Source organism: Pseudomonas sp. BCA17 (genome assembly GCF_004519405.1).
Classification (GTDB): domain Bacteria; phylum Pseudomonadota; class Gammaproteobacteria; order Pseudomonadales; family Pseudomonadaceae; genus Aquipseudomonas.
In genome coordinates this window covers 351,582-363,529 of record NZ_SGWI01000007.1, presented here as the reverse complement: position 1 = coordinate 363,529, position 11,948 = coordinate 351,582, and the positions used below count along the sequence as shown (strand labels likewise).

The window sequence follows — 11,948 nt, the reverse complement described above, 5'->3', positions numbered from 1 at the left end:
AGCTCTCGTGCCAATAGTTGAAATGGAACGTCGCCAGGTGGTGGTGATCGGTGCAGGGCCATCCGGGGCTATCGCTGCCGCGCTGTTAAAACGCAACGGGCATGATGTATTGATCATCGAGCGCCAGCATTTCCCGCGGTTCTCCATTGGCGAAAGCCTGTTGTCCCACTGCATCGACTTTATCGAAGAAGCCGGCATGCTCGACGCCGTGCAAGCGGCGGGTTTCCAGGTGAAAACCGGTGCGGCGTTCGCCTGGGGCGAGCGCTATAGCGCGTTTGACTTCGGCGACACGTTCAGCAACGGCAAGCCGACCACCTTCCAGGTGCAGCGCGGCGAGTTCGACAAGTTGCTGGCCGATCAGGCCGCACTGCAAGGCGTGGACATCCGCTACGGCGAAACCGTCGCGGGTGTGGACTTGAGCGGCGAGTGCCGCTACCTGCATATCCGCCGGGAGAACGGCAGCGAGTACCACATCAAGGCCAAGTTCGTGCTGGATGCCAGCGGTTATGGCCGGGTGTTGCCGCGCTTGCTGGCGCTGGAGGCACCCTCGAATTTCCCGTTGCGCCAGGCGGTATTCACTCACGTCGAAGACCGTATCACGCACCCGGGTTTCGACCGCAGCAAAATCCTCGTGACCTCCCACCCGACGAAGCGCGACATCTGGTTCTGGACCATCCCATTCAGCGACGGACGTTGTTCGGTGGGTGTAGTAGCGGCCAAAGAACATTTTGACGGCCGCGACAGCGACCTCGACGCTTGCCTGCGCAGCTTCATCGACGACACCCCGAGCCTGAGCGCGGTACTGCAAAACGCCGTCTGGGACACGCCGGCGCGCACCATCGGCGGTTATGCGGCCAACGTCAAAACCCTGCACGGACCGGGCTTTGCGCTGTTGGGCAACGCGGCGGAGTTCCTCGACCCGGTGTTCTCCTCGGGCGTGACCATTGCCATGCGTTCGGCGAGCATGGCGGCCGGCGTGCTGCATCGCCAACTGCAGGGCGAAAGCGTGGACTGGCAGACCGAGTTTGCCGAGCCGCTGAAGCGCGGTGTCGATACCTTCCGCTGCTACGTCGAAGGCTGGTATGCGGGGACGTTCCAGGACGTGATCTTCCATCCGGGCAGTTCACCCGAGATCCGCCGGATGATCAGCGCGATCCTCGCCGGTTATGCCTGGGATGAACGTAACCCGTTTGTCAGCGAACCCAAGCGGCGATTGCGGATGTTGTCGGAAATTTGTGCGAGTGAAACGGTATGACCACCCAGTACCTGAGTAAGAACTACGTCGAAGAAACCCGTTTCGGTTTCTGGTTCCTGCGCAGCCACACCTGGCAGCACCATGTGTTGCGCGTGGCGATCAACGACCTGCGCAGCTTGTTCAGCGAACCATTGCCGGTGGCGCCGGTGTTGCTGGACGCGGGTTGCGGCCAGGGTAAGTCGTTTCGCTATTTGCAGCAGGTGTTTGCGCCTGAGCGCTTGATCGGCCTGGACGCCGACCCCCACAGCCTGACGCTGAGCCAGGCCGAAGCCGCACGCCAGGGCATGGCAGTGGAACTGATCGGCAGCGACTGCGCGACCCTGCAGGTGCCGGACGAAAGCGTCGACATCCTGTTCTGCCACCAGACCTTCCATCATCTGGTCGAACAGCATCGCGCACTCAAAGAGTTCTATCGGGTACTCAAGCCCGGAGGCTATTTGCTGTTTGCCGAGTCCACCGAAGCCTATATCGATACCTGGGTGATCCGCTGGCTTTTCCGCCACCCGATGCACGTGCAGAAGAGCGCCGAAGAATACCTGGAGATGCTTCGCGAGCAGGGCTTTGAATTTGGCCCGCAGAACGTCTCGTACCCGTATTTGTGGTGGAGTCGCGCCAGCGATTTCGGCCTGCTCGAACGCTGGGGCCTGCGCAATCCGCCGCCGGTGGGCCAGCGCGAAGAAACCCTGGTCAACTGCGTAGCGCGTAAACCCTTAGCGAGTGCCGCCCCATGATCCGCCTGTTGCTGATCGGTTGCCTGTTGCTGCTGGGCGCCTGCGCCAGCCAGCCGCCGCTGCCCACGAAAACCCCGGCGCTGAGCCTGCCGATGCAACTGCATGTACAACGCCGTGCGGACGGCCAGACCCAGGATTGGCTGCTGGTGATCCAGCGTGAAGGCGGCGCGATTCGCTGGTCGTTGATGGACCCGCTGGGCATTCCCCAGGCCCGGCAAAAACTGCTCAATGGCCAATGGCAAGCCGATGGTTTGCTGCCGCCCAACCCTCAGGCGCGGGAACTGTTCGCTGCGCTGCTGTTTGCCCTGACTTCGGCCGACGACGTGCCTGCGTTATACCCAGGCGCCCAAGCGATGGACCTGACACGCACGCTGCCGGGGCATTGGCAGATCGTGTATCAGTCTTCCGAGGTGTTCAGTGTGAATATGAGCGGGCAGCCGTTGAGTTATCGCATCACGCCGCTTGGGGTGGGTCGATGACGGCCTATCTGAATGCACTCGGCGTCATCTGTGCGCTGGGGCGTGGCCAGGCCGAAGTCAGCCGCAGCCTGTTTGCCGGCGACTGCTCGGGCATGCGCGCCGAAAGCGGCTGGGTGCCGGATCGCGTGCTGCCGGTGGCCGGTGTACAGGGTGAGTTGGCGCGCATGCCTGCAGCGCTGAGCGCGCAGAGCAGCCGCAATAACCAACTGCTGCTGGAAGCGGCGCTGCAAATTGAAAAAGAGATTCGCCAGGCGATCCACACCTACGGCGCGTCACGCGTGGGTATTGTGTTGGGCACCAGCACTTCAGGCATCGACGAGGCCAGCCGCGGCATCGCCCATTACCTGAGCAATCGGCAATTCCCCGGCGATTATGACTACCAGCAGCAGGAACTCAGCGCGCCAGCGAACTTCCTCGCCGACTGGTTGCAGCTCAGCGGCCCGGCCTATGTGATTTCCACCGCCTGCACCTCCAGTGCCCGTGCGCTGGCGAGTGCCCAGCGGCTGCTCGACCTGGGCGTGTGTGATGCGGTGATCTGCGGCGGCGTAGACAGCTTGTGCAAGCTGACGCTCAACGGTTTTACCGCACTGGAAGCAGTGTCGAGCGAACGTTGCAATCCGTTTTCGCGCAACCGTAATGGCATCAATATCGGCGAAGCGGCGGTGCTGTTTCTGATGAGTCGCACGCCGGCGCCCATCGCGTTGATTGGCAGCGGCGCCAGCTGTGACGCCCACCATATTTCTGCGCCCGAGCCCTCCGGCAAAGGTGCGCTGCAAGCCATGCGCAAAGCCCTGGCCAGTGCGAAACTGGCGCCTGAACAGATCGGCTACCTGAACCTGCACGGTACTGCCACCCAACACAATGACGCCATGGAAAGCCTGGCCGTGGCCAGCCTGTTTCCCCAAGGCGTGGCCTGTTCGTCGACCAAACCCATGAGCGGCCACACCCTCGGTGCAGCCGGTGCATTGGAAGCCGCGTTCTGTTGGCTGAGCCTGACCCACGATGCCGTGCCACCGCATGTGTGGGACGGCCAGGCCGATCCTGCATTGCCGGCCTTGCAATGGGCCAAAGCGGGCGACACTTTGAAAAAGCGCTGCCTGATGAGCAACTCGTTTGCCTTCGGCGGCAATAACATCAGCTTGATAATCGCAGAGGCCCCATGATCGATTGGCCACTCGCCGAACTGCTGCCCCATGCGGGCGACATGATCCTGATCGACCAGGTGCTGTCGTTCGATGAAGAGCAGATTCACACCCGCGTCAGCGTCAAGCCCGATGGCTTGTTCAGTCGCCCGGACGGCAGCCTGCCGGCCTGGGTCGGTATTGAGCTGATGGCACAGAGCGTCGCCGCCTATGCCGGTTGCCGCGCGCGCCAGAAGGGCGAAGCCGTGGAGCTGGGCTTCCTGTTGGGCACACGTAAGTTCGAGTGCAACGTGGAGCACTTTCCGGCAGGCGCCGAGCTGCGCATCCATGGCCTGCGTTCACTGGAAGACGATAACGGCATGGGGGTATTCGAATGCCACCTGACCGGCGACGGTATCCAGGCCAGTGCCCGCTTGAATGTATTTCGACCGCCCCAGGCGGCCAACTATTTAGATGAATCTAAGGACGAAACGCCATGACTGAATCCGTACTGGTCACCGGCTCCAGCCGTGGCATCGGCCGCGCCATTGCCTTGCGCCTGGCCCAGGCCGGGCATGACATTGTGCTGCATTGCCGCAGCGGGCGTGCCGAAGCCGATGCGGTGCAGGTCGAAATCGAAGCTCTGGGCCGCAAGGCGCGGGTGCTGCAGTTCGATGTGGCGGACCGCGCGCTTTGCAAGCAGATCCTGGAAGCCGACGTGGAGCGGCATGGCGCCTATTACGGCGTGGTACTCAACGCCGGCCTGACACGCGACGGGGCGTTCCCGGCCTTGTCCGAGGACGATTGGGACGTAGTGATGCGTACCAACCTCGACGGGTTCTACAACGTACTGCATCCGGTGATGATGCCGATGATCCGGCGTCGCGCGGCCGGGCGTATCGTGTGCATCACCTCGGTATCGGGGCTCATCGGTAACCGTGGCCAGGTCAACTACAGCGCCTCCAAAGCCGGCCTGATCGGCGCAGCCAAGGCGCTGGCCATCGAGCTGGGCAAGCGCAAGATCACCGTCAACTGTGTGGCTCCCGGCCTGATCGACACCGCGATGCTCGATGAAAACGTGCCGGTTGAAGAGCTGATGAAGATGATCCCTGCGCAGCGCATGGGTACCCCGGAAGAAGTCGCCGGTGCGGTGAATTTCCTGATGTCGGCCGAAGCCGGCTACATCACTCGCCAGGTGCTGGCGGTAAATGGAGGCCTGTGCTGATGAAGCGCGTCGTCGTTACCGGCATGGCCGGCATGACCTCCCTGGGTAGCGATTGGGACACTATTTCGGCCAACTTCCTCGCCAACCGCAGCGGCATCCGGCGCATGGATGAGTGGGACCGCTTCAGCGAATTGAATACGCGCCTGGCCGGGCCGATTGACGATTTCGTCGTGCCCGCCCACTGGACGCGCAAGCAACTGCGCAGCATGGGCCGCGTCTCGCGCCTGGCAGTGTGGGCAGCCGAACAGGCATTGAAGAACGCCGGTTTGCTCGGCGACGAGTCGATCAAGGACGGACGCATGGGCGTGGCCTGCGGCTCGTCCACCGGCAGCACCGACGAGATCAAGGCATTCGGCAATATGCTGCTCAACTCTGTGGCCGAAGGGCTGAACGCCAACTCCTACGTGCGCATGATGCCCCACACCACAGCGGCGAATATCAGCATCTTCTTTGGCCTGACCGGGCGGTTGATCCCCACGTCGAGCGCCTGCACCAGCGGCAGCCAGGGTATTGGTTACGCCTATGAAGCGATCAAGTTCGGGCGCCTGCCGCTGATGCTCGCCGGCGGCGCCGAAGAACTGTGCCCCACCGAGGCGATGGTGTTCGACGCGCTCTACGCCACCAGCCTGAAGAACGATGCACCGCAGACCAGCCCGCGCCCTTATGACAGTGGCCGCGACGGCCTGGTGATCGGCGAAGGCGGCGGCATGCTGGTGCTGGAAGAATTGCAGCACGCCTTGGCGCGAGGGGCGCACATCCACGCCGAGATCGTCGGCTTCGGCAGCAATGCCGACGGCCAGCACACCACCCGCCCGGAACAGAAAACCATGCGCCGCGCCATGGAACTGGCCCTGGAAGATGCCGGGCTCACCCCGGATGCCATCGGCTACGTCAACGGCCACGGCACTGCCACCGACCAGGGTGACATCGCCGAGACCCTGGCCACCAGCAGCCTTTTCGGCAGCCGCATGCCCATCAGTTCGCAGAAAAGCTTCCTGGGCCACACCCTGGGCGCCTGCGGTGCGCTGGAATCCTGGTTCAGCATCGAGATGATGAACCGCGACCAGTACGTACACACCTTCAACCTGGACGCCGTCGACCCGCAATGCGGCGAGCTGGATTACCTGCAAGGTGGCTTTCGCGAGATGCACCACGACTACGTGATGAACAACAACTTTGCCTTTGGCGGCGTCAACACGTCGCTGATCTTTCGCCGCTGGTCCTGACTTTTTAATCGATTGGAGAAAACGGAATGCCCTCCCTGCTACGCGCCACCCTGATCACCCTGGCCCTGCTGACCACCGCCGGTTGTACCAGCAAACCGGTCCTCAACACCCAGCACGACTTGCCAGCCAGCACCCAGGTCAGCGAAGAACAAGTCAAACAGGTCATCATCAACGCCCTGCAAAAGCGCGAATGGATGGTGCAGCGCCTGAGCCCACAGTTGGTGCAGGCCGAGATCACCGTGCGTAACCAGTTCCACGCGGAAATCGACGTCCGCTACACGCGCAACAGCTACGCCATCACCTACCGCGACAGCCGCGACCTGGGCTACAAGGACGGCAAGATCCATCGCAATTACAACCGTTGGGTGAGCATGCTGGATCGCGACATCCTGGCGGGGTTGCGTGGTGCGGAACTGCAATAAACCCCATAACGACAAAGGGCGCCTTTCGGCGCCCTTTTCACAAACAGGTTGGCTTGTCATCGCCGCTTCCTGCCTGGCTCTGCGATGGCTGGTTGCCCAGGATCCACAGAGTCTCACAAGCCCCTTTCGGGAACTTGTGCAGTATGCCTGAAAGCCGCTTTACGGCAACTCGTGGCAGAGTGCCGTTCATCCCTCAGAGCAGAAGTGCCATCCATACCACTCGCTAGAGAAAAAGCGATTCTGCGTAACTTCCCGGCGAATAACTAAGCCCCTTGCGTTACTTGATATGTGAACGCGCCTACACCGCCCCCTTACGCGTCAACAACTCCACAAACGCTTTCGCCATCGGCGTCTGCACGCCCTTGCGTTGCACCAGCCACACGGCCGTCACCGCTTCCTGGTCCAGCAGCGTGCGATACACCACGCCATCGATGCGTATCCGCTGATATGACGCTGGCAGCACCGACACGCCGAGTCCCGCCGCGACCAGGCCGATGATGGTCATCGCCTCCCCTGCCTCCTGGGCAAAGTGCGGGCTGAAACCGGCATCGCGGGCCAGGTTGAGCAACTGGGCATAGAGACCGCTGCCGTAGCTACGTGGGAAAAACACAAACGGCTCCTGTGCCAATTGCGCCAGGTGCAAACCACGCTCACTGCCTTCGACCAACGGGTGGCCGGCATTCAGCACGGCCACCAGCGGCTCGCGCATCAGCTCAATGACACCCAGCGAATCCGGCAACGGCAGCGGACGCATCAGGCCAACCTGGATCGACTCATCCACCAGCGACTCAGCGACTTCGGTGCTGCTCATTTCCTGCAGACTCAGGTGCACTGCCGGGAATGCCTGGCGAAACGCAAAGATCGCCTGGGGAATGCTGGCGTTGAACGGCGCCGATGAAGTAAAGCCGATCTTCAGTTCACCCAGCTCTCCTGATTGCGCGCGCCGGGCCACGTCGGCCGCTTTGTCGACCTGGGCCAGCACCAGCCGTGCCTCTTGCAGAAACAACCGCCCGGCCTCGCTCAGCTCAACCCGACGATTGGTCCGTTCAAACAGGCGCGCCCCCAGCTCCTGTTCCAGCGCCTGGATCTGCTGACTCAGCGGCGGCTGCGAGATGCCCAGCGCCTGTGCGGCGCGGCCGAAATGCAGTTCTTCAGCGACGGCAATGAAGTACCGCAAATGACGCAATTCCATGCACACCTCATTAGGTCGTTAAAGCTATCAAACAGGTCGAACAATATATTGGAAAGAATCATTAGGCAGCTATATTCTTTTTTGCATTGCCTGTCCTGGCAGGCTTTCCCTCCTCGAGGTCCCCGTGAAATCTGCTGTCGCGCCATTCGCTCAAGAACGCCCACCCACCGCCCTGGATGAGGTGGTCGCCCAGCTCAACGACGAGTACATCGAAAAAGGCACACCGATGTTTATGCGCACGGTGCTGGCGCTGTTCTCCGGTGGTTTCGCCACCTTTGCCCTGCTGTATTGCGTGCAGCCGATGATGCCGGCGCTGTCCCATGAGTTTTCCATCAATGCGGCGCAAAGCAGCCTGATCCTGTCGATAGCCACGGCAATGCTCGCATTCGGTTTGCTGATCACCGGGCCGATCTCCGATAGGCTGGGACGCAAACCGGTGATGGTATCCGCACTGTTCTGCGCGGCGCTGGCAACCATCGCCAGCGGCTTGATGCCGACGTGGGAAGGCATCCTTTTGATGCGTGCGCTGGTGGGTCTGTCATTGAGCGGCCTGGCAGCGGTGGCGATGACCTACCTGAGCGAAGAAATCCACCCGCAGCACATCGGCCTGGCCATGGGCCTGTACATCGGCGGCAACGCAATCGGCGGCATGAGCGGGCGCTTGATCATCGGCGTGCTGATCGACTTCGTCAGTTGGCATACCGCGATGCTGATCATTGGCGCCCTGGCGCTGATTGCGGCTGCGGTGTTCTGGAGAATCCTTCCCGAGTCGCGCAACTTCCGCGCCACCAGCCTCAAGCCTCGTAGCCTGCTGGACGGTTTTGTCATGCACTTCAAGGACGCGGGCTTGCCGTGGTTGTTCCTCGAAGCCTTCCTGCTGATGGGCGCCTTCGTGACGATGTTCAACTACATCGGCTACCGCTTGCTCGACGATCCGTATGACCTGAGCCAAGCGGTGGTCGGCCTGCTGTCGCTGGTGTACCTCTCGGGCATCTACAGCTCGGCCAAGATCGGCTCCCTGGCCGACCGCCTCGGCCGCCGCCGCGTGTTATGGGGCACCATCGTATTGATGCTTGCAGGCATCGCCCTCACCCTCTTCACCCCACTGTGGATCGTGGTGCCCGGCATGCTGATCTTTACCTTCGGCTTCTTCGGCGCCCACTCGGTGGCCAGCAGCTGGATCGGCCGGCGCGCGGTCAAGGCGAAGGGGCAGGCATCGTCGCTGTATCTGTTCTGCTACTACGCGGGGTCGAGTATCGCCGGTACTGCGGGGGGATTCTTCTGGCACTTTGCCGGGTGGAACGGGATCGGGGCGTTTATCGTGGCACTGTTGATCGGGGCTTTGCTGGTGGCGTTGAAGCTGGCGAAGTTGCCGCCGCTGGGGAATGTGAAGGTCTGACCCGATACGGCGAAATGTGGGAGGGGCTTGCTGTGGCGAGGGAGCTTGCTCCCGCTCGACTGCGCAGCAGTCGCCGACTACTTGGGGGCGCTTCGCACCCCAGCGCAAGCAAGCTTGCTCGCCACAGCAAGCCCGCCCCCACATTTGTTTGGCGTGTTACTCGTGGTACTGCGCCGACAACTCGTGCACCGCGCGCAGGAAGGCGCCGGCATGTTCCGGGTTCACTTCCGGCGTGATGCCGTGGCCCAGGTTGAACACGTGGCCGGTGCCCTTGCCGTAGCTGGCGAGGATGCGCCCGACTTCGGCGCGGATCGCTTCCGGCTTGGCATAAAGCACGGTCGGGTCCATGTTGCCTTGCAGCGCGACGCGGTTGCCCACACGCTGACGGGCTTCGCCCAGGTCGCAGGTCCAGTCCAGGCCCAATGCATCGGCACCGGCGTCGGCAATGCTCTCCAGCCACAGGCCGCCATTCTTGGTGAACAGGATGACCGGCACTTTACGGCCTTCGTGTTCGCGGATCAGGCCGCTGACGATCTTGCGCATGTAGGCCAGGGAGAACTCCTGGTACGCCGCCGCCGACAGGTTGCCGCCCCAGGTGTCGAAGATCTGCACCGCTTGCGCACCGGCCATGATCTGGCCGTTGAGGTAGGAGGTAACCGACTGCGCCAGCTTGTCCAGCAGCAGGTGCATGGCTTGCGGGTTGTCGTAGAGCATCGCCTTGGTCTTGCGGAAGTCTTTCGACGAGCCGCCCTCAACCATGTAGGTAGCCAGGGTCCATGGGCTGCCGGAGAAGCCGATCAGCGGCACGCGGCCATTGAGCTCGCGGCGGATGGTGCTGACGGCATCCATCACATAACCGAGGTCTTTGTGTGGATCAGGAATCGGCAGGGCCTCGATATCGGCCAGGGTGCTGACGACTTTCTTGAAGCGCGGGCCTTCGCCGGTTTCAAAATACAGGCCCTGGCCCATGGCATCGGGGATCGTGAGGATATCGGAGAAGAGGATGGCCGCATCCAGTTGTGGATAACGGTCCAACGGCTGCATCGTGACTTCGCAGGCGAACGCAGGATTCATGCACAGGCTCATGAAGTCGCCGGCGTTGGCGCGACTGGCGCGGTATTCCGGCAGGTAGCGACCGGCTTGACGCATCATCCACACGGGCGTGACGTCTACAGGCTGCTTGAGCAGGGCACGAAGGAAACGGTCGTTCTTGAGGGCAGTCATGTCGGCATCCGCAAAAAAAGTGCGGGCATTTTCTCAGAGCGCGACGCAAAAGGCACGGAATGCGCCGTGCCTTTTTTTCTATCGGGTCAATTGGTGGCATGAAAGCAGCGGCAAGCGGCAAGCAATTAGCTGCAAGCGAGAAGCCAAGATGCTTGCGGCTTGCGGCTTGCGGCTTGAAGCTTGCCGCTGGCGTCGCTAGACGCCCAGATAATCCAGGATGCCTTCGGCGGCGTTGCGGCCTTCGAAGATCGCTGTCACTACCAGGTCAGAGCCACGCACCATGTCGCCACCGGCGAAGATTTTCGGATTGCTGGTCTGGTGCTTGTACTGGCCTTGTTCCGGGGCCACGACGCGGCCCTGGCTGTCGGTCTGGATCTGGAACTGGTCGAACCACGGTGCCGGGCTTGGACGAAAACCGAAGGCGATGACCACGGCGTCGGCCGGGATGATCTCTTCGGAGCCCGGGATCGGCTCAGGGCTGCGACGGCCACGGGCGTCCGGTTCGCCGAGACGGGTCTCGACCACTTTTACGCCTTCGACGCGGTCTTCACCGACGATGGCGATCGGCTGGCGGTTGTAGAGAAACTTCACGCCTTCTTCCTTGGCGTTCTTCACCTCTTTGCGCGAGCCGGGCATGTTGGCTTCGTCACGACGATAGGCACAGGTCACCGACTTGGCGCCCTGGCGGATCGAGGTACGGTTGCAGTCCATCGCGGTGTCACCGCCGCCCAGCACCACGACCTTCTTGCCCTTCATGTCGACGAAATCTTCCGGCGACTTTTCAAAGCCCAGGTTGCGGTTGACGTTGGCGATCAGGAAATCCAGAGCGTCGTAGACGCCTGGCAGGTCCTCACCGGCAAAGCCGCCCTTCATGTAGGTGTAGGTACCCATGCCCATGAACACGGCATCGTATTCTTCGAGCAGTTGCTCCATGGTCACGTCTTTACCGATCTCGGTGTTCAGCCGGAACTCGATGCCCATGCCGGTGAACACTTCACGGCGGTTGCTCAGTACGGTTTTTTCCAGCTTGAACTCGGGGATGCCGAAGGTCAGCAGGCCGCCGATCTCAGGGTTCTTGTCGAATACCACCGGAGTCACGCCGCCGCGCACCAGCACGTCGGCGCAGCCCAGGCCTGCCGGGCCGGCACCGATAATGGCGACACGCTTGCCGGTCGGCTTGACCTTGGACATGTCCGGGCGCCAGCCCATGGCGAACGCGGTGTCGGTGATGTATTTCTCCACCGAGCCGATGGTCACTGCGCCGAAGCCATCGTTAAGGGTGCAGGCACCCTCGCACAGACGGTCCTGCGGGCACACCCGGCCACACACTTCCGGCAGGGTGTTGGTCTGGTGCGACAGCTCGGCGGCGGCGAGGATGTTGCCCTCGGCCACCAACTTGAGCCAGTTGGGAATGAAGTTGTGCACCGGGCACTTCCATTCGCAATACGGGTTACCGCAACCCAGGCAACGGTGGGCCTGGTCGGCCGAGTGCTGGGGTTTGAAGGGCTCGTAGATTTCCACGAACTCTTTCTTGCGTTGACGCAACAGTTTCTTCTTCGGATCTTTACGCCCGACATCGAGGAATTGGAAGTCGTTGCTGAGACGTTCGGCCATCTTTAAAACCTCGTACACGACAGCTGTAAGCTACAAGCTTCAAGCTGCAAGAAATCAATT

At 61.9% G+C, this 11,948-nt stretch carries 12 protein-coding genes; 9 read left to right on the top strand and 3 right to left on the bottom strand.

Annotation, left to right across the window (positions count from 1 at the left end):
* The first annotated feature begins 7 nt into the window (after nt 1-7).
* The 8 genes from EXW71_RS24350 to EXW71_RS24315 are packed head-to-tail and all read left to right on the top strand — an operon-like array spanning nt 8 to nt 6,459.
* Nucleotides 8-1,255: an NAD(P)/FAD-dependent oxidoreductase gene (locus EXW71_RS24350; protein WP_134660461.1), complete on the top strand. Its 1,248-nt coding sequence runs from the start codon at nt 8-10 to the stop codon at nt 1,253-1,255.
* Nucleotides 1,252-1,986 (top strand): class I SAM-dependent methyltransferase, encoded by a 735-nt coding sequence (locus EXW71_RS24345; protein ID WP_134660460.1) that lies wholly within the window; start codon nt 1,252-1,254, stop codon nt 1,984-1,986. The genes EXW71_RS24350 and EXW71_RS24345 overlap by 4 nt, the downstream gene beginning before the upstream one ends.
* Nucleotides 1,983-2,465 (top strand): hypothetical protein, encoded by a 483-nt coding sequence (locus tag EXW71_RS24340; RefSeq protein ID WP_123716196.1) that lies wholly within the window; start codon nt 1,983-1,985, stop codon nt 2,463-2,465. Before EXW71_RS24345 ends, EXW71_RS24340 begins: the two co-directional genes overlap by 4 nt.
* Complete coding sequence (locus EXW71_RS24335) at nt 2,462-3,628, top strand: beta-ketoacyl-[acyl-carrier-protein] synthase family protein (protein WP_134660459.1); 1,167 nt, start codon at nt 2,462-2,464, stop codon at nt 3,626-3,628. The genes EXW71_RS24340 and EXW71_RS24335 overlap by 4 nt, the downstream gene beginning before the upstream one ends.
* Nucleotides 3,625-4,086, top strand: a complete 462-nt coding sequence (locus EXW71_RS24330; RefSeq protein WP_134660458.1) for a hotdog family protein — start codon at nt 3,625-3,627, stop codon at nt 4,084-4,086. The genes EXW71_RS24335 and EXW71_RS24330 overlap by 4 nt, the downstream gene beginning before the upstream one ends.
* Entirely contained in the window at nt 4,083-4,811 is a 729-nt protein-coding gene (gene fabG / locus EXW71_RS24325) for a 3-oxoacyl-ACP reductase FabG (RefSeq protein ID WP_122718100.1), read from the top strand. The genes EXW71_RS24330 and fabG overlap by 4 nt, the downstream gene beginning before the upstream one ends.
* A complete protein-coding gene (locus tag EXW71_RS24320) occupies nt 4,811-6,037 on the top strand; it encodes a beta-ketoacyl-ACP synthase (RefSeq protein ID WP_134660457.1) in 1,227 nt (408 codons plus the stop codon). The genes fabG and EXW71_RS24320 overlap by 1 nt, the downstream gene beginning before the upstream one ends.
* Nucleotides 6,038-6,063: 26 nt before the next feature.
* Entirely contained in the window at nt 6,064-6,459 is a 396-nt protein-coding gene (locus EXW71_RS24315; RefSeq protein ID WP_134660456.1) for a hypothetical protein, read from the top strand.
* Nucleotides 6,460-6,757: 298 nt separating this feature from the next.
* Here EXW71_RS24315 and EXW71_RS24310 read toward each other — a convergent pair whose 3' ends face one another.
* On the bottom strand, nt 6,758-7,651 hold the full coding sequence (locus EXW71_RS24310) for a LysR family transcriptional regulator (protein WP_134660455.1): 894 nt from the start codon (nt 7,649-7,651) through the stop codon (nt 6,758-6,760).
* 124 nt (nt 7,652-7,775) lie between these two features.
* Here EXW71_RS24310 and EXW71_RS24305 point away from each other — a divergent pair, with 124 nt between their 5' ends.
* The gene (locus EXW71_RS24305) at nt 7,776-9,050 is read left to right on the top strand and encodes an MFS transporter (protein ID WP_134660454.1); all 1,275 of its coding nucleotides are present in this window, start codon (nt 7,776-7,778) and stop codon (nt 9,048-9,050) included.
* 156 nt (nt 9,051-9,206) lie between these two features.
* Here EXW71_RS24305 and hemE read toward each other — a convergent pair whose 3' ends face one another.
* A complete protein-coding gene (hemE, locus tag EXW71_RS24300) occupies nt 9,207-10,274 on the bottom strand; it encodes a uroporphyrinogen decarboxylase (protein WP_123716205.1) in 1,068 nt (355 codons plus the stop codon).
* Nucleotides 10,275-10,469: 195 nt separating this feature from the next.
* On the bottom strand, nt 10,470-11,888 hold the full coding sequence (locus EXW71_RS24295) for an FAD-dependent oxidoreductase (RefSeq protein WP_123716206.1): 1,419 nt from the start codon (nt 11,886-11,888) through the stop codon (nt 10,470-10,472).
* Nucleotides 11,889-11,948: the final 60 nt, after the last annotated feature.